Annotated in this window: 20 protein-coding genes and 1 pseudogene; 11 read left to right on the forward strand and 10 right to left on the reverse strand. The window is 63.7% G+C overall.

Annotation, left to right across the window (positions count from 1 at the left end):
* The first annotated feature begins 9 nt into the window (after positions 1-9).
* The 3 genes from ACVWYI_RS26860 to ACVWYI_RS26870 all read left to right on the forward strand — a co-directional run bounded on the left by ACVWYI_RS26860 (position 10) and on the right by ACVWYI_RS26870 (position 2,524).
* Positions 10-858: a transglutaminase family protein gene (locus ACVWYI_RS26860; RefSeq protein ID WP_247338873.1), complete on the forward strand. Its 849-nt coding sequence runs from the start codon at positions 10-12 to the stop codon at positions 856-858.
* Positions 859-980: 122 nt separating this feature from the next.
* Positions 981-1,739 carry a proteasome-type protease gene (locus tag ACVWYI_RS26865; protein ID WP_247338874.1) on the forward strand — a complete coding sequence of 253 codons (759 nt, stop codon included), beginning with the start codon at positions 981-983 and terminating at the stop codon, positions 1,737-1,739.
* A gap of 26 nt (positions 1,740-1,765) precedes the next feature.
* Positions 1,766-2,524, forward strand: a complete 759-nt coding sequence (locus ACVWYI_RS26870; RefSeq protein WP_247338875.1) for an SDR family oxidoreductase — start codon at positions 1,766-1,768, stop codon at positions 2,522-2,524.
* Between the two features lie 185 nt (positions 2,525-2,709).
* On the opposite strand, the gene ACVWYI_RS26875 is transcribed toward ACVWYI_RS26870, so the two are convergent.
* Positions 2,710-3,948, reverse strand: a complete 1,239-nt coding sequence (locus ACVWYI_RS26875; RefSeq protein ID WP_456663633.1) for an MFS transporter — start codon at positions 3,946-3,948, stop codon at positions 2,710-2,712.
* Between the two features lie 156 nt (positions 3,949-4,104).
* On the opposite strand from ACVWYI_RS26875, the gene ACVWYI_RS26880 reads away from it, so the two are divergent.
* Both ACVWYI_RS26880 and ACVWYI_RS26885 read left to right on the forward strand, forming a co-directional pair.
* Positions 4,105-5,355: a NupC/NupG family nucleoside CNT transporter gene (locus tag ACVWYI_RS26880; RefSeq protein ID WP_456663634.1), complete on the forward strand. Its 1,251-nt coding sequence runs from the start codon at positions 4,105-4,107 to the stop codon at positions 5,353-5,355.
* Between the two features lie 103 nt (positions 5,356-5,458).
* On the forward strand, positions 5,459-7,594 hold the full coding sequence (locus ACVWYI_RS26885; RefSeq protein WP_456663635.1) for an O-linked N-acetylglucosamine transferase, SPINDLY family protein: 2,136 nt from the start codon (positions 5,459-5,461) through the stop codon (positions 7,592-7,594).
* A 12-nt stretch (positions 7,595-7,606) separates the two neighbouring features.
* On the opposite strand, the gene ACVWYI_RS26890 is transcribed toward ACVWYI_RS26885, so the two are convergent.
* Together ACVWYI_RS26890 and ACVWYI_RS26895 are read right to left on the reverse strand one after the other, a co-directional pair.
* On the reverse strand, positions 7,607-8,134 hold the full coding sequence (locus ACVWYI_RS26890) for a cupin domain-containing protein (RefSeq protein ID WP_354046394.1): 528 nt from the start codon (positions 8,132-8,134) through the stop codon (positions 7,607-7,609).
* A 155-nt stretch (positions 8,135-8,289) separates the two neighbouring features.
* Positions 8,290-8,577: an usg protein gene (locus ACVWYI_RS26895; protein WP_247338894.1), complete on the reverse strand. Its 288-nt coding sequence runs from the start codon at positions 8,575-8,577 to the stop codon at positions 8,290-8,292.
* Between the two features lie 380 nt (positions 8,578-8,957).
* Here ACVWYI_RS26895 and ACVWYI_RS26900 point away from each other — a divergent pair, with 380 nt between their 5' ends.
* Positions 8,958-9,272 carry a co-chaperone GroES gene (locus ACVWYI_RS26900; protein WP_247338897.1) on the forward strand — a complete coding sequence of 105 codons (315 nt, stop codon included), beginning with the start codon at positions 8,958-8,960 and terminating at the stop codon, positions 9,270-9,272.
* A gap of 46 nt (positions 9,273-9,318) precedes the next feature.
* Positions 9,319-10,959: a chaperonin GroEL gene (gene groL, locus ACVWYI_RS26905; protein ID WP_456663636.1), complete on the forward strand. Its 1,641-nt coding sequence runs from the start codon at positions 9,319-9,321 to the stop codon at positions 10,957-10,959.
* 103 nt (positions 10,960-11,062) lie between these two features.
* Here groL and lepB read toward each other — a convergent pair whose 3' ends face one another.
* Together lepB and ACVWYI_RS26915 are read right to left on the reverse strand one after the other, a co-directional pair.
* A complete protein-coding gene (gene lepB, locus ACVWYI_RS26910) occupies positions 11,063-11,809 on the reverse strand; it encodes a signal peptidase I (RefSeq protein ID WP_456663637.1) in 747 nt (248 codons plus the stop codon).
* Between the two features lie 116 nt (positions 11,810-11,925).
* Complete coding sequence (locus ACVWYI_RS26915) at positions 11,926-12,765, reverse strand: LysR family transcriptional regulator (RefSeq protein WP_456663638.1); 840 nt, start codon at positions 12,763-12,765, stop codon at positions 11,926-11,928.
* Between the two features lie 131 nt (positions 12,766-12,896).
* Between ACVWYI_RS26915 and ACVWYI_RS26920 the strand changes: the two genes are divergently transcribed.
* Both ACVWYI_RS26920 and ACVWYI_RS26925 read left to right on the forward strand, forming a co-directional pair.
* Positions 12,897-13,490, forward strand: coding sequence for a cysteine hydrolase family protein (locus ACVWYI_RS26920; RefSeq protein ID WP_456663639.1), 594 nt, complete (start codon positions 12,897-12,899; stop codon positions 13,488-13,490).
* 13 nt (positions 13,491-13,503) lie between these two features.
* Positions 13,504-14,142 carry a glutathione binding-like protein gene (locus ACVWYI_RS26925; RefSeq protein ID WP_456649377.1) on the forward strand — a complete coding sequence of 213 codons (639 nt, stop codon included), beginning with the start codon at positions 13,504-13,506 and terminating at the stop codon, positions 14,140-14,142.
* A gap of 116 nt (positions 14,143-14,258) precedes the next feature.
* Here ACVWYI_RS26925 and ACVWYI_RS26930 read toward each other — a convergent pair whose 3' ends face one another.
* Positions 14,259-15,323: a tlde1 domain-containing protein gene (locus ACVWYI_RS26930; RefSeq protein WP_456663640.1), complete on the reverse strand. Its 1,065-nt coding sequence runs from the start codon at positions 15,321-15,323 to the stop codon at positions 14,259-14,261.
* A 654-nt stretch (positions 15,324-15,977) separates the two neighbouring features.
* Here ACVWYI_RS26930 and ACVWYI_RS26935 point away from each other — a divergent pair.
* Both ACVWYI_RS26935 and ACVWYI_RS26940 read left to right on the forward strand, forming a co-directional pair.
* A complete protein-coding gene (locus ACVWYI_RS26935; protein WP_247338934.1) occupies positions 15,978-16,502 on the forward strand; it encodes a FecR domain-containing protein in 525 nt (174 codons plus the stop codon).
* Between the two features lie 91 nt (positions 16,503-16,593).
* A pseudogene (locus ACVWYI_RS26940) lies at positions 16,594-18,481 on the forward strand (CHASE2 domain-containing protein).
* A gap of 27 nt (positions 18,482-18,508) precedes the next feature.
* Here ACVWYI_RS26940 and ACVWYI_RS26945 read toward each other — a convergent pair.
* The 4 genes from ACVWYI_RS26945 to ACVWYI_RS26960 form a co-directional block, all read right to left on the reverse strand.
* Positions 18,509-20,011, reverse strand: coding sequence for a glycosyltransferase family 39 protein (locus ACVWYI_RS26945; RefSeq protein ID WP_456663641.1), 1,503 nt, complete (start codon positions 20,009-20,011; stop codon positions 18,509-18,511).
* A 6-nt stretch (positions 20,012-20,017) separates the two neighbouring features.
* Positions 20,018-21,163, reverse strand: a complete 1,146-nt coding sequence (locus tag ACVWYI_RS26950) for a glycosyltransferase family 2 protein (protein WP_456663642.1) — start codon at positions 21,161-21,163, stop codon at positions 20,018-20,020.
* Between the two features lie 289 nt (positions 21,164-21,452).
* A complete protein-coding gene (locus ACVWYI_RS26955) occupies positions 21,453-21,656 on the reverse strand; it encodes a hypothetical protein (RefSeq protein WP_354046373.1) in 204 nt (67 codons plus the stop codon).
* A 90-nt stretch (positions 21,657-21,746) separates the two neighbouring features.
* On the reverse strand, positions 21,747-22,127 hold the full coding sequence (locus tag ACVWYI_RS26960; protein ID WP_247338945.1) for a hypothetical protein: 381 nt from the start codon (positions 22,125-22,127) through the stop codon (positions 21,747-21,749).
* Positions 22,128-22,233: the final 106 nt, after the last annotated feature.

Here is a 22,233-nt window from a genome sequence, read left to right on the forward strand (position 1 = left end):
CGGTCCACCATGCGCCTGCGAATCCTGCACACCACGACCTATCGCTACGAGCCGGAGGCCACGAGCGTCATCCAGATCCTGCGCATGACGCCCGGCAGCCATGACGGGCAATATGTGGCGGAGTGGCAGATCGACGTTTCGACCGACACCAAGCTCGACACCCACGAGGACGCATTCGGCAACGTCACCCATGTGCTGTCCTGCGGACCCGTCAGCGACATCAGGATCACCGCCGAGGGCCTGATCGAAACCCATGACACCGGCGGCGTGCTGCGCGGCGCCGATGAGCGCTTTCCGGCAGGTATGTTCTTGCGCGCCACCGACCTCACCACCGTCAATCCGGGGATGAATGCGGTTGCGCGCCAGCTGCGCAGCGAGGCCGAGAGCGACACGCTCGGCTTCCTGCACACGCTGATGACGCAGATCGGCGATCACATGACTTTCGACGAGGACCCGACCAACAGCGGCACGTCAGCGGCGGAAGCGTTCACGCTCAAGCGCGGCGTGTGCCAGGACTACGCGCATATCTTCATCGCCTGCGCTCGCAGCGGCGGCGTGCCTGCGCGGTTCGTCTCCGGCCACTTCCTGCGCTCCGACGGCACGGTGCATCAGGACGCCGGCCATGCCTGGGCGGAGGCTTACGTTGACGGCCTTGGCTGGGTCGGTTTCGACCCCGCCAACAGCATCTGCGCCACCGACGCACATGTCCGCGTCGCGATCGGGCTCGATTATCTCGGCGCCGCCCCCGTGCGCGGCACCCGTTATGGCGGCGGCCCCGAGACGCTGGCGGTGGCCGTGAAGGTCGAGCAGGCCGGCCGCAGCGGCCAGTCGCAATCGCAGTCCCAGCGGCAAAGCTGAGCCGCGCCACCCAAGCCCCTCACCGGCCGACTGCTTTCGGCCCGCCGCCCGCGGGAATCGGGGGTTGGAGCGGCCCTTGAAATTGGCTAGTAATTCCGCGCAAACGCGTTCGGGGACTGGAAATGACCTATTGTTGCGGAATCCTGGTTCGGGACGGTCTGGTGATGATCGCCGACACCCGCACCAATGCCGGCCTCGACAACGTCTCGACCTTCCGCAAGCTGCACATCTTCTCCAATCCCGGCGACCGCATCATGGCGATCGCCAGCGCCGGCAACCTCGCGATCAGCCAGTCGGTGCTCTCCACGTTGACCGAAGGCCTCGAAGACCCCAACACGGGCGAGATCGAGACGCTGATGAACGCGCCGACCATGTTCCAGGCGGCCCAGCGCATCGGCCGGGCGATCCGGGCCGTGCACGCGACCGAAGGGCCGGCGCTGAAATCCGAGGACGTGTCCTTCGACGTCTCCTTCCTGTTCGGCGGCCAGATCAAGGGTGCGCGCATGCGCCTGTTCATGGTTTACACCGCGGGTAACTTCATTGAGTGCACCACCGACACGCCCTATTTGCAGATCGGCGAGCACAAATACGGCAAGCCGGTACTCGACCGCGCCATGCATTACGACGTCGAACTCTACGAGGCGCTGAAGACCGGCCTGATCTCGATGGATTCGACCATGCGCTCGAATCTCGGCGTCGGCCTGCCGATCGACGTACTGGTGGTGCGTGCCGACGCCTGCGAGGCCGATCTCAACCACCGCATCGAGGCGGGCGAGCCCTATTTCCACGATTTGCGCTCGCGCTGGTCTGCGGCCTTGCGCGCCGCGCATCAGAACATTCCGCGGCCGCCCTACAAGAACGAAAAAGAACCCAAAACCTGACAATTTAAGAGAAAAGGCAGGAAACGATGAGTGAAGCGAAAAAGATCGCAGTGGTGACGGGCGCCGGCACCGGAGTCGGGCGCGCGGCGTCGCTGGCGCTGATGAACACCGGCTTCACCGTGGTGCTCGTCGGGCGCCGGCTCGACATGCTCGAGGAGACCGCGAAGCTTGGCCCCGCGGGGAAAAGCCTCTGCGTCACCGCCGACATGACCAAGCCGGACTCGATTGCCGCGCTGTTCGCCAAGGTGAAGGACACCTATGGCCGGCTCGACGTGCTCTTCAACAATGCCGGCATGGGCGCACCGCCGGTGAATTTCGAGGATCTGACCCTCGAACAGTGGCAAGCGGTGGTGAACACCAACCTCACCGGCCCGTTCCTGTGCACCCAGCACGCCTTCCGTATCATGAAGGACCAGAGCCCCCGCGGCGGCCGCGTCATCAACAACGGCTCGATCTCGGCGCATGCGCCGCGGCCGTTCTCGGCGGCCTACACCTCGACCAAGCACGCCATCACCGGCCTCACCAAGGCTTCTAACCTTGACGGCCGCATGTACGACATCGCGGTCGGCCAGGTCGATATCGGTAACGCCGCCACCCCCATGACCGATCGCATGGTCAACGGCCCCGGCGTGCTGCAGCCCGACGGCACGTCGAAGCAGGAGCCGCGCATGGACGCGAAGGCGGTCGGCGATGCCGTTGCCTACATGGCCGGCCTGCCGCTCGACGCCAACGTGCTGACCATGACTGTCATGGCCACCAAGATGCCATTCGTCGGACGGGGCTAACCAAAAATCTCGAAAACAACCCCATGCACAGTAGGCGCGCAGCGGCGCCCTATTGATTCATCTGCGCTATTTCCGCAGTTGTCATTGCGAGCGAAGCGAAGCAATCCAGTATCCCTCCGGGGCAACAATCTGGATTGCTTCGTCGCAAGGGCTCCTCGCAATGACGAGAGGAGAGAGCTCCCGCCCTACTCCAAACTCTCCACCTGCCGCAGGCTTGGAAACAGCTTCATCCATAGCAGCGCCACTGCGACCGTGCAGGCGCCACCGAGAACGGCCGCCGGCATGGCGCCGAACAGTGCGGCGGCGACCCCGCTCTCGAACTGGCCGAGCTGGTTGGACGCGTTGATGAAGAGGAAGTTCACCGCACCGACCCGGCCGCGCATCTCGTCGGGGGTCGCGAGCTGCACCAGCGAGAAGCGGATCACGACACTGATCGTATCGGCCGCGCCGAGAATAGCGAGCGCGAGCACCGACAGCCACATGCAGGACGACAGTGCGAACACGATCGTCGCCACGCCGAACACGATCACCGCCTGGAACATGCGCAGGCCCACATGCCGCGAAATGGCGTGCCGCGCCAGCACCATGGTCATCGCCAGCGCGCCGACCGCGGGCGCGGCGCGTAGGATCCCCAGCCCCATCGGACCGGTCTGGAGGATGTCGCGGGCATAGATCGGCAGCAGCGCGGTGACGCCGCCGAACAGCACCGCGAACAGATCGAGCGAGATGGTGCCGAGGATCGCCGGATTGCTGCGGATGAAGCGGACGCCGGCGAAGACATTGTCCGAGTTCGTCCCCTCCTTGGCGATCGCCTGCGGGCGCGGCCGGATGAAGCCGGTCAGGATCATTCCAAAGATCCAGAACAGTACCATCATTGCGTAGGCAAGATGCGGCGCGACCGCGTAGGCAAAACCGCCGAGGGCCGGCCCGGTGATGGTCGCGACCTGCGCCGCACCGCTGGCGACGGCGGTGGCGCGCTGCAGCGAGCCCTGCGGCGCGATCGCCGGCAGCAGCGCCGCGGTGGTCGGACTTTCGAAGGCTCCGGCAATGCCGAGCACGAAGGTCGCCACAAAGATCTGCACTTCGCTGACCAAGCCGAGATAGGTGATGACGCCGAGATAGAGCGCGGTCGCGGCTTCCACCAATTGGCAGAGCTGGACGACGCGCTTGCGCTCGTAGCGATCGGCGGCATGGCCGGCGACGAACACCAGCAGCGCTGTGGGCAGGAATTGCACGAGGCCGACCATGCCGAGGTCGAAGGCCGAACCTGTGAGATCGTAGATCTGCCAGCCGATCGCGACCGCCGCGATCTGGCTGGAAAAGCGCGACAGGCTGCGCGAGAGCAGGAAGAACAGGAAGGCGCGGTGAGAGAGGAGCGCGCGGGCGCTGACCGGCGGATTTCCGGATATTGGCTGGTCTGGCATCGCCTCTTCGGTCACGCTCGGACTATCCGGCTCCTGATGTCGACGCTCCGCGTGGCTGACGCGGGCCTGCTTGTCAACAGAGGGATGCTCCGACAATCTCCCGGCATTGCGTTTGCAACGCACGGGCGGCCATAATCATCGGGGTTTGGGGACATCATGCTGCGGCTGCAATCGGCACTCGGCGTTTTCGCATTGCTGTTGATCGCCTTGGTACTGAGCGAAAATCGCCGCGCAGTCTCGCTGCGCCAGGCGGCGATCGGGCTCGTCGCCACTTTCGTCACCGCGATCGTGCTCCTGAAGGTGCCCGTCGTCGCGCGCACCTTCGGTGCCATCAACGATGCCGTGGGCGCGATCTCGGCGGCCTCGCGCGCCGGCTCGTCCTTCGTGTTCGGCTATATCGGCGGCGGGCCCCTGCCCTTCGACCTGAAAGTGCCGGGCGCCGATTTCATCCTGGCCTTCCAGGCGCTTCCGATCGTGCTGGTCATGAGCGTGCTGACGACGCTCTTGTTCTATTGGCACGTGCTGCCGCCAGTCGTGCGCGGCATGGCCTGGCTGCTGGAGCGGACGCTGGGGGTCGGCGGCGCGGTCGGACTCTCGACTGCCGCCAACATCTTTCTCGGCATGGTCGAAGCACCGCTGTTCGTGCGGCCGTATCTCGCGCAGATGACCCGCAGCGAATTGTTCCTGGTGATGACCGGCGGCATGGCCGGCATCGCCGGCACGGTGCTGGTGCTCTATGCGACGCTCCTTGCTCCCCTCATTCCTGACGCCGCCGCGCATTTCGTCATTGCCTCGGTGCTGGGCGCGCCGGCCGCGATCCTCGTCAGCCTGATCATGGTTCCGGAAACATCCGACAAGCGCACCGGCGGCGCGCTGGAGGATCCCGAGATGGAAGTCTCCGGCACGATGGATGCAATCGTGAAAGGCACCGGCGCGGGGATCGAACTGCTGATCAACATCGTCGCGATGCTGCTGGTGCTTGTCGCGCTGGTCTATCTCGTCAACGCCATCCTCGGCCTGCTGCCGAACGTCGGCGGCGCCGCGATCTCTTTGCAGCGCCTGCTCGGACTCGTGATGGCGCCGGTGTGCTGGTTGATGGGATTACCCTGGAATCAGGCCGTCACCGCCGGGAGCCTGATGGGCACCAAGACCGTGCTCAACGAATTGATCGCCTATGTCGACTTCTCAAAGCTGTCGCACGATGCGCTCGATCCGCGCTCGCGGCTGATCATGCTGTACGCGATGTGCGGCTTCGCCAATTTCGCCAGCCTCGGCATCATGATCGGCGGCCTCGGCGTGATGGCGCCGGAACGGCGCAAGGAAATCAACGCGCTCGGGCTGAAGTCGATCGTATCAGGCACGCTGACGACGTGTTTGATGGGCGCGATCGTGGGGGTGTTGACGTGAGGCTTGCGTGGGGCTTGCGTCCTTGTCGCCGGGATGGAGCGCAGCGCAATCGAGGCAATACTTCCATGTTAATCTCGCCTGGAGATTCGGGTGGAATTGATTCATGGGCAACGGCGTTGGTCAGCGTGCATTTCAAAATGCCCGGATTCAGAAACGGCAAAAAGCCGAAGTGACGCCTCTGCTCGAGCGCGCCCTCCATCTGCATAAGGCGGGGCTTCTCACCGAGGCTCAGGCCGCCTATCGCCAACTCCTGGAGCTTGCGCCCGATCAGTTCGTAGCGCTGCATTTGCTCGGCGTGCTGGAGTCTCAAGCCAAAAACTATCAGCAAGCCGAAATTCTACTAAGCCGAGCGGTTGCCGTGGATCCGCGGTCTGCTGAGGCCCAGATGAGCCGTGGCGTCGCGCTGAACGGGCTGCAACGTCATGATGAGGCCCGCAAGAGCTATCAAAAAGCCATCGCTTTGCGGCCCAATTACGCCGTTGCCCTGTCCAATCTCGGTAACGTATGCCTCGCCCTGGATCTTCACCATGAAGCGCTCGAAAGTTTCGACAAGGCGCTCGCAATCGATGAAAACCTTGCCGATGCCCATAACGGCCGAGGCTGGGCGCTCTGCAGTCTGCGCGACTATGGTGAGGCCATTGCGAGCTTGAACCGCGCGCTATCGATCCAGCCTAATCATGTCTCGGCACTGACGAACCGCGCTGCTGCATGGCTGGAACTTCTGCGATTTGACGAAGCCTCAGCGGATTACAACCGGGTGATCGCTCTCGCACCCGACAACGCGAACGGGTGGTACGGGCGGGCCACTGTCCTGGTCCGAAACAAAGGAATTGCCGACGCATTGCCTGATTGCGAGAAGGCTCTCGCGATCAATCCCGCTTTCTTTCAGGCCCACATCCTCCTTGGCCAATGTCTCGCGGGACTTGGCCGGGTCGACGAAGCCCACGCCAGTTTCGACAGGGCTCTTGCCATCAAGCCTGACTTCGAGGACGCGATCACCAACAAGATCTTCGCGCTCGATTTTGTGGCGGACGCCAGCGTTGCGCAGCATCAACAAGCGCGGCGGCTTTGGTGGGAACGGGTCGGCGCGAAGATCGCTTCAGCAGCGGTAGGACCGCATGACAACAGCTGCGATCCGGATCGCCGTCTGGTGCTGGGTTATGTCTCTTCGGATTTTCACGCGCATTCGGCGGCGTTCATTTTCAAGCCGGTCCTGCAACACCATGATCGGACACAGTTCGAGATCGTGTGCTACTCTTGTTCGCCGAAAGCGGATGCGACGACCGGCGAATTTCAAGGGATCGCCGACCGCTGGCGCGACGCCTCGCAATGGACCGACGATCACCTCGCCGCTCAAATCCGCGCCGATGGCATCGACATCCTGATCGATCTGTCCGGCCATACCAAGGGACACCGGCTCGGCGTGTTTGCGCGGAAGCCGGCACCGGTCCAGGTGCATGGCTGGGGCCACGGCACCGGCACCGGGCTGCGAACGATCGATTATCTGTTCTCGGACCCGGTCGCGATTCCTTTTGCGGTTCGGCAGCTGTTTGCGGAGACCGTTGTCGACCTGCCATGCTTTGTGACGCTGGTGCCGCTGCCGGACGGGATTGCGCGGGCGCCAACGCCGGCGATCTCGAACGGTTTCATCACATTCGGCGTCTTCAACCGTATCAGCAAGATTTCGGACGAGGCGGTGGAAGTCTGGTCCAGGATTCTCGAGCAGGTGCCGGGTTCGCGACTGCTGATCAAGGATTTTGCGCTGGACGATCGGCTGGTCCGCGACAATCTGCTGGCGCGGTTTGCAGCTTGCCGGTTGCCGGCCGAACGCGTCGACCTGCTCGGAGCCACCTCGCGAACCGAGCATCTGGCATCCTTCAATCGCGTCGATATTGGCCTCGATCCGTTCCCGCAGAATGGCGGCGTCAGCACTTGGGAAGCCTTGCAGATGGGCGTGCCGGTGGTGGCGAAGCTCGGTAACAGCCTGCCTAGCCGTGCTGCGGGCTCTATCCTCACCGCGCTTGGCCTGCCGGACTGGGTCGCGAATAGCGATGAGGCGTATGTCGAAATCGCGGCTGCCCGTGGATTGCAGATCGGCGACCTCCAGAAGTTGCGCTGCGAACTGCCCGGACAGATCAGGGCTGCAGCCGCCGGCAACCCCGTCTCATACACGCAAGCAGTGGACGATGCCTATCGCGCGATGTGGAAACGCTATTGCAATGGCCGCTCCCCGCAATGACGACGAGAGAGCTTACGCTTTCAACTCCACCGTCCTGAACTCCGCCGGCAGGATTACCTCCAGCAGCTCGACGTCGTCCGAATAGTCCAAAATCATGTGCTTGATCTTCGGCGGCTGAGTCCAGGCGCTGCCTTCTTTCATCAGCGTCTCGCCCTCTCCGTCCATATAGGTCTTCACCCAACCCTTGAGCACGTAGACCATCTGGAATTCGACGGCGTGGAAGTGCAGCTTCGACACTTCGTTCGGATTGCAGGGACCTTGCAGCCGGATCACGTGCGCTTGCGCGAGGCCGTGGCTTGCAGCAGCGATGCCGAGATCGCGATACTTCGCGTAGGTGCGCAGACCGTCGGCCTTGAAGTCTTCCTCGCGGTGATGGCTGATGGCGATGCGCTGCTTGGGACGCACTGGCTTTTTCGGGGTGACAGTGCGCGCCTTCGCTTTCACCGCCTTGCGCGCCGATAATCGGGGCGCGGCCTTGGCGCCGCTCCGCTTCTTCACCGCGACTTGCAATGCGCTGCGCGATTTTGCTTTCTTGGCCATGGGCCGGCCTCCCGTTTTGTTGTGGGGGAGACGCTAGCACAGAAAAAAGACTCGTAGGGTGGGTTAGCCGTAGGCGTAACCCACCTCTTTCGCTTCCGAGGATACAAACAGTGGTGGATCACGCTGCGCTCATCCAGGTCCTACGCATCCCGCGATCAATGCAACCGAAACACACCGTCGACCGCACGCAGCTCGGCCGGCTTGATCAGCTTGGAATGCACGACCGTCACTGAGAACAGTGGGCCGTCGAGCTTCTGCTGCCAAAACGCCAGGAAATCCGTCAGCGCCGGGAATTTCGGAAACATGTCGTAGTTCTGCCAGACATAGGTCTGGAGCAGCGAGCGATGATCCGGCATCCGGTAGAGAATTTCCGCCGTCGTCAGCCCGTAACCCAGCACCTGTTTCCGGAAATCGTCGGAAACAACCCCAACCCGCGAGACCATGCCAACCTCCTTTGCAGGAGCGCATATTCAAGGGGTGGCTTTCCGGTACGCGCCCTACGAGCCACCCGGTGGAGATGCGCTCACAAGATAGAAATGTGACGCAAACTGACAATCCATCTCAAGCCCAAAAGTTTAACAAGCTGTTGAAATTCAATGCGTTAGCAGCAGATGCGGCACCGTGCTAATAAGATCCGAGTTGGCCGGTTAACGATGGTAAAGAATTCTGGCAGGCAGCGCTTCTGAGTGCTGATTTTTCTGGTAGAAGCCCTTGCCCCCGCAAAAATCCTGGCCTATTTGAGGTTCACCCGCCTTAGCACTCGCGGGCTTCGGTTGCTAACATCCTGAAAACATCAATCCGCGCAAACGTTTAGGAGAACTGCATGAAATTCCGTCCGCTTCACGACCGCGTCGTGGTCAAGCGCATTGACGCAGAAGAGAAGACCGCTGGCGGCATCATCATTCCCGACACCGTCAAGGAAAAGCCCTCGCAGGGCGAAATCGTCGCTGTCGGCCCCGGTGGTCGCGACGAAGCCGGCAAGCTGATCCCGATCGACCTGAAGGTCGGCGACCGCGTGCTGTTCGGCAAGTGGTCCGGCACTGAAGTCAAGATCGACAACGTCGATCTGCTGATCATGAAGGAAAGCGATGTCATGGGCGTCCTCGACGTCCCCGCTTCCAAGAAGAAGGCGGCCTAACAGCCCCCTCTCCCCCACCCAGCTAGACACCTAAGGAAAAATCCAGATGGCAGCTAAAGAAGTCAAATTCGGCGTCGATGCACGCGACAAGATGCTGCGTGGCGTCGACATCCTCGCCAACGCCGTCAAGGTGACGCTCGGCCCCAAGGGCCGCAACGTCGTCCTCGACAAGTCGTTCGGCGCTCCCCGCATCACCAAGGACGGCGTCACCGTCGCCAAGGAGATCGAGCTCGACGACAAGTTCGAGAACATGGGCGCGCAGATGGTGCGCGAAGTCGCCTCCAAGTCGGCTGACGCGGCCGGCGACGGCACCACCACCGCAACCGTGCTCGCGGCTGCGATCGTTCGTGAAGGCGCCAAGTCGGTTGCCGCCGGCATGAACCCGATGGACCTGAAGCGTGGTATCGACCTGGCCGTGGAAGCCGTGGTCGCCGACCTCGTCAAGAACTCCAAGAAGGTCACCTCGAACGAGGAAATCGCCCAGGTCGGAACCATCTCCGCCAACGGCGATGCCGAAATCGGCAAGTTCCTCTCCGACGCCATGAAGAAGGTCGGCAACGAGGGCGTCATCACGGTTGAAGAAGCCAAGTCGCTCGAGACCGAACTCGAGGTTGTCGAAGGCATGCAGTTCGACCGCGGCTACATCTCGCCCTACTTCGTCACCAACGCCGACAAGATGCGCGTTGAAATGGAAGATGCTTACGTCCTCATCAACGAAAAGAAGCTATCTCAGTTGAATGAATTGCTTCCCTTGTTGGAAGCCGTGGTGCAGAGCGGCAAACCGCTAGTGATTATCGCCGAAGACGTCGAAGGCGAAGCTCTTGCCACCCTGGTCGTCAACCGTCTCCGCGGCGGCCTGAAGGTCGCGGCCGTCAAGGCTCCGGGCTTCGGCGATCGCCGCAAGGCCATGCTGCAGGACATCGCGGTTCTGACCGGTGGTCAGGCGATCTCGGAAGATCTCGGCATCAAGATGGAGAATGTGACGCTCACCATGCTCGGTCGCGCCAAGAAGGTGATGATCGACAAGGAAAACACCACCATCGTCAGCGGGGCCGGCAAGAAGGCCGACATCGAGGCGCGCGTAGCCCAGATCAAGGCGCAGATCGAGGAAACCACCTCGGACTACGACCGTGAGAAGCTCCAGGAGCGTCTGGCCAAGCTCGCTGGCGGCGTCGCGGTGATCCGCGTCGGCGGCGCGACCGAGGTCGAGGTGAAGGAGCGCAAGGATCGCGTTGATGACGCGATGCATGCGACCCGCGCGGCTGTGGAAGAAGGCATTGTCCCGGGCGGCGGCGTCGCCCTGCTCCGTGCTTCCGAGCAGCTCAAGGGCCTGCGCACCAAGAACGACGACCAGAAGACCGGCGTCGAGATCGTGCGCAAGGCGCTCTCCGCGCCCGCTCGCCAGATCGCGATCAACGCCGGTGAAGACGGCTCGGTGATCGTCGGCAAGATCCTGGAGAACAAGACGTATGCTTACGGCTTCGACTCCCAGACCGGCGAGTACGTCAACCTGGTCACCAAGGGCATCATCGACCCGACCAAGGTCGTGCGTACCGCGATCCAGAACGCAGCCTCGGTTGCGGCCCTGCTGATCACCACGGAAGCCATGGTCGCCGAGTTGCCCAAGAAGGGCGGCTCCGGCCCCGCAATGCCCCCGGGCGGCGGCATGGGCGGCATGGATTTCTGATCCAGCCACTCCGGCAAACCACAAAATGCGAAACCCCGGCAGCAATGCCGGGGTTTTTGTTTTGGGGAATGATCGTTTCGCGCCGCCAGAATGACGGGAGGCCTCACCACACCTTCCCCAGCCGCTCCATGTGCGGCTCGCCGTGTTCGTCGAGCGACCAGAAGATCCGCGTCACCTTGCCGACGAGATTATCCATCGGGATGAACCCCATCACGGACATCATGCGGCTGTCGGTGGAGTTGTCGCGGTTGTCGCCAAGCGCGAAGAAATGACCTGATGGCACCGTGAAGACGCTGGTGTTGTCGAGATAACCGTTGTCGACGCAGTCATATGTCACATAGCTCGCGCCGTTCGGCAGGGTCTCGCGCCAGCGCTTGATCCCGGCGCCGGCATCCACACCGCAGGCGGAGCCCCCGGGCACGCTCGCGAGAGCGACGCGCGTCGCCGGACGGTCATTGAGGAAGAGCTGGCCCTGCCGCATCTGGATGCGGTCGCCGGGCAGCCCGACCACGCGCTTGACGTAGTCGACCGAATTGTCCTTCGGCGTCCGGAACACCACCACGTCGCCAAACTCGGGCTCGGCCGCAAAGACGCGACCCGATATCCATGACGGCGCGAAAGGAAAGGAATAGCGGCCATAGCCATAGGCATATTTGGCGGCGAACACGTAGTCGCCGACGACCAGCGTCGGCCTCATCGAGCCGGACGGGATGTTGAACGGCTGAAACAGGAAGATGCGAAACAGGAACGGCGGCGACCACAGCACCGGGATCAAGAGGATCAGGATAACGATCGCCTTCCATTCCCGCGATTTGGCCTGCGGGTGGGTGGTGTCCTGGAGAGTGGTCATGCACCTGCCCCGATCAAGCCTGTGGTCGTCGCCAGACTACGCAACCTTCGCGCGAGCGCAATCTCATAACTTGGTTACGCGGCGTGTGGATCGCGTTCACACTCAGCCGCGGGCGATCAGTCGCGCGAAAGATCCCTGAAGCAGTGGCGCACCCATTCAATGGTGAGCCGCGTCGCGGGATCGCGCTTGAGGTGGTTCTGTACCAAAAGCCAAACGTCGCGGCGCCGGGGCAGCAGTGTGGCGCGCAGACTGTGGTCGGAGAGCAATCCTCCGCAGCTATGTTCGGGCAGCACGCCGACGGCTTGGTGCGACTGGATCATGGTCCGGACAATGCGGACATTGTCGGTTACAGAGCGCGCGTTTGTCAGCCGCCTGGCGCGCAAATACTGCGCCTCGGGAATGGCGTCGAGCTCATCGGGAAAGCCGCAAACGACAGGCTCGCCACCCCCGAAATCGACGGGCTCGAAGAAATACAGTCTGACCTCGCCGAGCTTGGAGATGGTGAAGTCGCCCTTCTCCGGCTTCCGCAAGCGGATGGCGAGGTCGGCCTGCCAGCGCGAGAATTTGACGTTGCCGCTGGAGGTGAGGAACTGAAGGGTGAGGCCGGGGTGATCGCGCAGGAAGGCGCAGGCATGCGGCGCCAGCAGCTCCTCGGCGACCGCATTGGTCGAGGCGATGCGCAGGCGGCCGACCGGGCCGGGCTGACTCTCGCCGATGCGATCAATCGCGGCGACGTGCGCCGCCATCGCACCGACATGCTCGAGCACCGCCTCGCAATGCCGGGTCGGCCGTCGCAGGCCGTCAACGGCATCGAACAGCGGTACGCCGAGATCGCGCTGGATGCGCGCGAGACGGCGGCCGACGGTCGTCTCGTCGATGCGCAGCCGCGCGCTGGCGCCGGCATAGGTGCCCTCGTCCCTCACCGCGGCGATGATGCGCAGATCGTCCCAGTTCATGGGCACGAGCCTAGCAGGTGCGGCCAATCCCTGCAAATTCGCAGCCATCTGCTGCAATAGTCCTGCACAATGGCAGGCCGCCGCCGCGCTAATGTTGCGTCACCAATACTCCCTTAGAAGGCCTGACCAGCATGACCGCTCCAAAAACCCTGCTCGAATTGTCCGGCGCTGATCTCAATCCGCCCAAACTCAGAGAGTCCTGTCTCGTGCTGATCGACATCCAGAACGAATACCGCGCCGGCCCCCTCGCTTTGCCAGACGCCGAGCCCGCAATCGCCGTCGCTGCGAAGCTTCTCGCCCGCGCCCGGAAGTCGGGCGCCGCGATCTTCCACATCGCGCACAAGGGCCGCGCCGGCAGCCTGTTCGATCGCGCCGCCGATCGCGGCGCCATCGTCGCCGAGCTCGCGCCGCTTGCGGGCGAGCTCGTGATCGAGAAGGAGCTGCCGAACGCCTTCGCCGGGACCGATCTAAAGGCGCAGCTCGCCGCGAGCGGACGCAAGAACATCGTGCTGGCGGGCTTCATGACGCATATGTGCGTGAGCTCGACCGCGCGGGCTGCGCTCGACCTCGGCTTTCGCACGACGATCGATGCCGATTCCTGCGCCACGCGCGATCTGCCCGACGGCCGCGGCGGAACGCTCGCCGCAAGAACCATTCACGAGGTCGCGTTGGCCGAATTGTCGGATCGCTTCGCGATCATTGCGCGCGGCGATGCGCTAAGCTGACGGAGCGTTCGTGATGCTGCAACTCTATTTCTTCCCGATGGCCTGCTCGCTCGCCAGCCGTATCGCGCTGACCGAGGCCGGCGTCGAGGCGCAGTATCTCCTCGCCCATATCTGGACCAAGACAGTCGTGGACGACGGCAGCGATTTCCTCGGCGTGTCGCCGAAGGGCGCGGTGCCGGTCCTGGTTCTGGAGAACGGCGAGCGGCTAACCGAGAGCGCGGCGGTACTGCAATACATCGCTGATCTGAAACCCGAGGCCGGCCTCGCGCCGCGCTTCGGCGATCCCGACCGCTACCGCTTGCAGGAATGGCTGAGCTTCATCGGCGCCGAGATCCACAAGGCGTTCCTGTTTCCGACCTTCTGGTACAAGGACGACGGCTCGCTCGCCAAGCCGCGGGCAAGGATTACACAGACATTGTCGGTGCCAGCCACGCATCTGGCGGACCGCGAATTCCTGATCGGTAACAGATTCACCGTCGCGGATGCCCACCTCATTTGGGCCTTGCTGCTGCTCCGTCCGGCAGGCGTCGACATTGCGCAATGGCCGTCCTTGTCGGCTTATCTCGCGCGCATGCAGGCGCGCCCCGCGGTGCGGGAGGCGATCGCAACCGAGATGGCGCTGCGCAAGACCGTGGCGGCGAGCCCGGCGTGACAGGATGCCACGGCCGCCAGATGTGAGGGTTCCATAACGACCGCAGCCGGGCTGAAACGAAGCGCAAAAAAGGGCCGCAACAAGCGGCCCTTTATATCATCTGGAATGAGCCGAGATCACTCCACTCGCGCCAGAACCGCGAGCCTGCGGATGCCCTTGTTGCGATAGGCGTCGAGGAACGCGTAGTAGTCCTTGAACGACACACAGCCGTTGGAGTCGCCATTCGGGCCGAGCATGAAGGTGTGCGCGAGCAGGCCGTCGCGGCCGTAGATCGCGCTCTCGCCGCCGATCGGGGTCAGGCGCAGCGCGGGAACGCCGTGGAATAGCGCTTCGCGCGGCTTCAGATCGTAGATGTGCGGCGGCGTCACGCCGCGCATGCGGATGCGCGAGGAACGGGGATCGTCGAGATTGGAGCCGAGGCCGGAATGCGCCTCGAGCTTGGTGCCGTCGGGTAGATACACCGTCTTCGCGCTGATGTCGTAGACCGCGGTGGAGCGGTCATAGGGCGCCGAACCGCCGAGCATGGGGTTCTGTTCCTTCGGCGCGATGGAAGCGGTCACGCTCGCATCAGCCGAGGCATAGGCGAGCAGGCCGCCGGACGGCTCACGCTTGCCCCAGAGCTTTTCCACCATCGACTGCCGCGGCCCGGTAACCGACATCACCGCGGCCTTGGCGCGATCGGCGAACGATTTTGGCTTCGCCTCCGGCGTCGGCACGATTTCGGCCGGATCTGCCGAGGCAAGCTGCACCGGCGCGTCGGCGCGCTTGGACTTCGCAGCGTCAGCGATCTTGGCGGGACCTGACTTCAGGACTTCCGCGACCCTCGCGATCACGCTCGGCTTCGCCGTGGCTTCGGCTACCTTGGTTGCGGGCGCGGCGCTCGCTGCATTCGATGTCACGCCTTGGGTCGCAGCGGCGGCAAAGCGATCGTTGAACATCTCGCGCGAGATTGGCGCGGCCACCTGCAACCGGTCGGGCAAGAGCGCAAAGGCTTCCTTGACGGCCTCACCGGCTTCGCGCAGTGCGACCCTGGGCGCCCGCTTGATCACGGGCTCGTCGTAGGCGCTGCTGCCGACGGTCGGATAGACGCTGGCGGCAAAAATGTTGCTGTAGACGGTCCAGCCGGCACCAAGCACGACGCAGCCGATCACGGCGGCGCCAAGCGCGCTTTGGGTGGTCATTTTTCGGGAAGGCTTCCGATAAGAATTGCTCGATAATTCTTTGGACTTCCGTGCCGCGATACCTTGCGCAGCGATACTCGTACTCATTCGCCTTGCGTCCAGAACGGTGTCACTCAATCCCCCTTCGAAGCGCCGCTGGTCACGATCCGGGAACAGCATCTCGCAGAGGGTCGGAGCGTCATTAGGGCCACTTTTAGTTAAATGCGGATTAAGTTCGGGCGAATGTGGGGCAATGCATTAACGTCGTCCCATTTCGAGAAAAAAGCCCGCAGAACTACGGACTTAAGCGCATCTGTTAACTATAATTCTCGGCCGGATCGATGCGGTCAGCGAACGTCTCCGACCGCATTTCTAAACGCATCCAACCAAGTCGCTTTCGTGGTCTTCAATGCCGCCGACCATAGCGGCGAAGCGTTGCGCCAGGCTGGTGGACGCCGCTTTTGTCACTCCGCGCGTGATGCGATGTGCTTCGCCTCTCCCCGTCAGAACGGTGGGAGGAGAAAGACCCTGACCGAAAGTTGATCGCACCGGTCTGGAAAAGACCGTGCCGAGAAAATAGCTGCTGCCTCGGCACTTTTCAGCAGCCTCTGTGTGCGATACGGTACCGTATCAACATCGCCTTGAACTGCGCCGGGCACGCAAACGGAGGCTGGCATGAGAGCGATCGCACGCGCTGGATTTTTCACTCTGGCATCGTCGTTTCTGTTGATCGGATCTGCGATTGCGCAGCCTGCTGCCAATGCCGGCTGCACGGCGTCACCGTCGGCCGCAGGCACACAGACCTGGCGTTGCGACAACGGCATCACGATCGTTGCGGAAAGCGGCGCCAGATTTGAACTTAAGGACGCCAACCGCGACGGACATATAGACTCCGTGGAGTTGAGCAGCAAAGCGCTGCTGGTCGAGGTCCCCAAGAAGCCCGGCGGCACCCCCTTCAAGGTGCTGACGCCGCAGGCGATCGCCGCGGTGCGCGGCACGAAATGGGCGGTCGATGTCACGGAGGCCAAGACCTCCGTCTTCGTCGCCGACGGCCGTGTCGGCGTCAGCCGCAGGAGCCGTGGACGCGGCGTCGTTTTAGCCCCCGGTGAAGGGGTCGACGTGGAAGCGACCGGTCCGTTGACCGTCAAGACATGGGGCCAGCCGCGCGTCGATGCGCTGATGGCAAGACTCGGTCAATAGGACTTGGTCAATAGGACTTGGCCAATAAGGTTTGGTCGATACGGCCCGATCAGTCAGGCCCTGACAACAGAGAAGATTGCAGTACGACGTAATGAAAAGACGCGTTCAGATCCTGGTGGCACTCGCCCTTACCGCCCTGTGGGGCGCGGGCATCTATGCCGGCCATGCCAACGGTCATCTTCGCTTTCTCGATCGCCTCGAGGCGACGCTGACGGATTGGCGGACGCAGGTCCGCGGCGTACAGGCTCCACCCGATCTCGTCACCATCGTCGCGATCGACGACACCGTGGTCAAGCGCGGCGGCAGCTATCCGCTGCCACGCGCCGATCTCGCCCGCGTCGTCGACACCATCGTGCAGTTCAAGCCGAAGGTCGTCGCGATCGACCTGCTGCTGGTCGACCGCAGCGCTGCGATCGGTGACGCCACGCTGGCAAATACGCTGGCTACGGGTCCCATGATCCTCGCCGCCGCGGCGATTTTTCCGTCCGCCAGCGAGACCGTGGCGCCGAGCAGCGACGGTCCCCTCGCCGTGCTGCCGCAGGCCGAGCGCTTCCTGCTGCCCTTGCCGGCATTCGCCGACCACGCCGAGGTCGGCGTCGTCAACGTTGCGACCGGACAATCGGGCTCGCCGCTCTCGGTGCCGATGCTGTTCCGGACGAGCGACAAGGTCGAGCTGTCATTTCCGCTGCGCGTCGCGATACGCGCGCTCGACAAGCCGCTGACGATCGCGCCGGACCACCTCCTGCTCGGCGACCACACGGTGCCGACCGACACCGATTTCGCGCTGCCGATCACCTATTACGGCCCGCGCCGCACCATCCGCACTGTCAGCGCGCAGAGCATCTTCGATGGCACGCTCAATCGCTCGGCGATCGAGAACCGGATTGTCGTGATCGGCGCCTCGGTCGCAGGCGGCGGTGACTTCTATCCGACACCGTTCGATTCCCTGATGCCCGGCGTCGAGGTGGTCTCGACCGCGATCACCCATCTCGTCGCCGGTGACGGCATCGTGCGTGACCGCAAGGTCCACATCGCCGACGCGCTCATCGCGATCCTGTTGCCAATGCTGCTGGTGGGCCTGCTCGCCTGGCGGCGCAGCGCGCTCGGCCTCGTCGCGGCGGCCGGGGTGATGATCGCCTGGGCCGGGCTCAATCTGTTCGCGTTCACGCACGGCGTCTGGCTGAATGCCGCGACCACGCTCGCCGCGGCAGTGCCGCCGGTGGTGGTCTTCGGCGGCGTGCAGCTGTGGGCGGGAGGCCGGCGCACGCAATATCTTGCCGCGAAGAGCCGGTCGCTCGCGCAATTCCAGGCACCCGCCGTGCAGGACTGGCTGGCGCGCGATCCGAATTTCCTGTCAAAACCCGTCCGGCAGGACGCGGCCGTGGTCTTCATCGATCTCTCCGGTTTCACGGCGCTGAGCGAGCGAATCGATCCGGACGAGCTCCAGGACATTCTGAAGGCGCTTCACGCGCTGATCGACAAAGGCCGCGGTCGATTGCGGCGGCATGATCAGCGGCTTTCTCGGCGACGGCGCCATGATCCTGTTCGGCCTGCCCGGCGCGATGCCCGACGACGCCGCACGCGCGCTGAAATGCGCGATCGACCTGCACCGCGGCGTCGAACGCTGGATCGTGTCATTGCCCCCTGCGATCAGGGATCAGCTCGGCTTCAAGATCGGCGCGCATTTCGGCCCGATCGTCGCCTCCCGCCTCGGCGAAAGCCATCAGCACATCACGGCGACGGGCGACACCGTCAATGTCGCGAGCCGGTTAATGGAGGTCGCCGTCCAGAACGACGCGCGGCTCGCGCTCAGCGATACGCTGCTGGATACCGCCGACTTCCACGGCGCTCCCGACGGCATTCTGGCGGGCCCCCTGCTCACGCAGGTCCGCGGCCGCTCCGGCATCGTGACCGTGTGGTTCTGGCGCGACCAGAACAGGCCGAACCAGGCCATGACCAAGGCTGAGATGATCGACTGAACGCTCCGCCGTCGTGCCGACGAAGAGCTACCGCGCTTCCGGCGGCGGTGAGCGGTCCAGCACGTCGCCCTTGGCGCCTTCGAGCAGATCGATGCCGTAGGTCTCGACCACGAGCGGACCGCGCTTGCGCTGCAATTGCGCAATTTGCGTCACCTTCGCAAAGAGGTCATGGACGGCGGGATGGCCGTCGCTGCGCAGCTCGTCGACATAGATCAGTTTGCCGGCAAGCAGCTTTGGATCTGGCTCGGCCATGTTGACCCAGCGGATGCGCTGGTTCTGCTGGGCCACGCAGGTGCCGCGCGGCAGATAGAAAGCGAGCCAGCCCGTGGTGCCGTAGTCAGGCGCAAGCACGCAGGTCGCGCCATTGCGGGCGCGCACGGCTTCGATCTCCGCGGCAAGCTCGCGCCAGCCGACGCCGACGCTGCGCACGGTCGCATCGCGGCGATAGAGGGACAGCCAACCGGTGTTGGCCTGCACGATCAGCGCGGCAAACATCACGATGCCCACGGGCGCAGCCCAGCGAAGGCAGAAATCCGCCAGGCGCCGCTGGCGCGGCTTCCACTGCACGAGATTGGCGGCGGCGGCCGCCGCGATAACGAAGGGCGGATAGACCGGCGCGAACCAGTTGGCCTCGACGCGGGCATGCAGCGAATGCCAGACGAAATAGGCGACGACGGTCCAGAACATCGTTTCGATCAGCACGCGCGAGGCCAGCGCGCCGGCGCGGCGCCAGGTCAGCGCGTGCAGCCCCATTGCGCCGAGCACGAAGACGAGCGGAGTTGCGAACGCGATCTGGGTCGGGATCAGCTCGGCGATAAAGACCGGCCGAAAGCCCTCGATCTTGGCGCGGCCGAGCTGCTTTGCGAACGAGACCCATTGATGGTCCGCATTCCAGAGGATCACCGGCGAGAATAGCGCGAGCGCAACGAGGCCACCGAGATAGGGCCAGGGCGAGAGAAACCAATGCCGCAGTTTCGGCACGGTCGCGAGCCAGATCAGGATCGCCAGGCCAAAGAACATCGCGGTGTATTTCGACAACAGCGCCGCGCCGACGGCTACGCCGACCGCGAGCCACCAGGCGCCGCGACCGGTTTCCAGCACTTTTGCGAGAAAGAACAGCACGAAGCTGGAGGCAACCAGAAGCGGCGCATCGGGCGTGACGATCAGCGTTCCGACCGAGGCCAGCAGCGTCACGTTGAGCAGGATGGCGCTGGTCGCCGCCACCCGCGCGCCGCCGAACAGGATCGCGGCGGAGCGATAGATCGCGTAGCTCATCGGCAGCGCGAGCAGGATCGATACCAGGCGGACGCCGAGCTCGGTGTCGCCGGCGATCATGGTGCCGGCGCGGATGACGTAGGCAACCATCGGCGGGTGGTCGTAATACCCCCCGGCGAGATTCTTCGACCACATCCAGTAATAGGCTTCGTCGAAGGTGATCGGCGTGAAGGCGGCTGCAACGAGCCGCAAGCCGACCAGCGCAAGGATCACCAGCGCCGTATTGCGGACGATCCGCGCGTCAGCCCCGCCCATCGTGAGCTACTTCTTGCGCCAGACGAACAGTCCGGACATCGCGTAGTTCCACACCACGCCCATCAGCGCACCGGCCGCACCCGCAAGCCACCAGATCGGCTCCTGGTCGTAGACCGAGAAGGCGACGCCGACATTGGCGAGCAGGCCGACGCTGCACACGATGTAGAACGCGATCAGGCCGCGCAGCAGCGCAAAGCCCTTCAGCCGCTGGTCGCGATAGGTGAGGAAGTTGTTGAGGACGAAATTGCTGGTCATCGCGATGATGGCGCCGGAGGCCTGCGCTTCCGCGAACGGCTGCTTGAACAGCTCAAGCGATATGAACAGGGTGGTGAGATGCACCACGAGGCCGATGCCGCCGACCATTGCGAACAGCAGGAAGCGTAGCGAGACAGCATCGTTGGTGAACTTCGCCAGCACCAGGCCGAGAAAATCCAGCGCGACCATGGAATCGAGTTTGCTTTCGCCGTGCTGGCGCTCTCCGAACGTGTAGGGAATTTCGATGGCGCGCAAGGTGCCGTTCGCGCTCGCGACGAGGTCGAGCAGGATCTTGAAGCCGTGCACGGAAAGTTTCGGCGCGAGCTGCTCGAAGCGGTCGCGGCGAACCATGAAGAAGCCGCTCATGGGATCGGCGATCTCGACCCGCAGCGCCTTCCTGGCGAGCTCGGTCGCCAATGCACTGGCGCCGGCGCGCTGCTTGTTGAAGCCTTCGCTCTTGTAGCCCTCGATGTAGCGGCTGCCGACCACGAGCTCGGCCTGCCCGCTCGCGAGCAGCGACAGCATTTTCGGCAGCTGCGTCTCGTCGTGCTGGAGGTCGGCGTCGATCACGGCCGCATAGGGCGCGCTTGAGGCCAGGATGCCCTCGATGCAGGCCCCCGACAGGCCGCGGCGGCCGATACGGCGGACACAGCGCACGCGGCGGTCGCGCCGGGCCAGCGCGCGCACGACGTCCCAGGTGCCATCAGGCGAATTATCATCGACGAACACGACTTCCCAGGCGATGCCGGCCAGCACTGCCTCCAGCCGCCGGTACAGCACCGTGACATTGTCGCGCTCGTTGAAGGTCGGGACGACGACCGACAATTCCGGCGAGGGGGAAGCCGCCTGCGGGGCCTGCGGCGTGTTGTCGGAGCCCGGTCTGATCGCTTCGTTCATGAGGGCAGCGTATATCCGCCGCGTCTTGCGCTGCCAAGAACTTGCGCTACCAAGAACTTGCGCTACCAAGAACTTGCGCTACCAAGCCGGGGGTTCTCTGGAGAATGGCCCAAAAGGGCCCTAAAATGCCAACGACCCCGGAACGGCGGGCCGCGCGTACATCCGGCGCAGCCTGAGCTATCCCAAGGTCGTTCCAGCGCCGGAGTTTTTCGCTCAACGTCGCCGTTAGAAACTAAATAGGAACGACAAAGCCGGTTTGCAAGGGGCGAAAGGCACCCTTTTCAGGCCTTTATTGGTTCGGGACTTCCTTGATCACCGGCCCGCGTGGCGCGGGCGCGGCAGGGGCCGCCGGGGCCGTAGCCGCGGCCGGGTCAACTTTCACGGGCTTGGGCGGCTTGCCGTACTGGCCGATCGGCCCGAAGACGACGGCGACCGCAAGCACGATCGCCGCGACGATCGCCCCCAAAATGCCACCCACCGACTCAGACGACATGGAAACCCATCCCTGTTCCAGATGCCCCCACTGATACCATGGATCAGCGCACAGCCGGAAGGGCTTGCGGGACGCCAACACTCAAGGGGGCTATTTCTGGGGCGGCCTGTGCTTGACGAAGGCCGTCACGATGTCCTTCTGCGCCGCTTCCACGGCCCTGTTCGCGGTGGCGAGATGGGCGCCGCCATCAATGGTCGGATACTGCGTGGTGAGAAAGTCGAGCAGTGCCACACGGTAATATTGCCGCTCCGACGGACAGGCGCCGGCGACCGAGCGGCCGAAATCCTGCTCAGACTTGCCCTGATTGCTATCACGCGAATATTCCCGCGCCAGGCAATGCCAGTAATCGTCGCGGCCCTGCATGGCGAGCTTCTGCGCACCCTTGGCATCGTCATCGTCGGCCATGACTGAAGATATCATGGCAGCAGATGTCATCATAACGAGCGCCGCTCCCACCATCAGCATCCGCATCTTGTTCTCCTTTTTTTGCGGGTCCTGTCGCGACCTTAGACGGGGCGTCGCAACTGGCCAATCACATCTGGTTTGACTAGGATGAGGTCCCTCCCCTCGATGCGAG

This window comes from Bradyrhizobium sp. LB13.1, assembly GCF_054056815.1.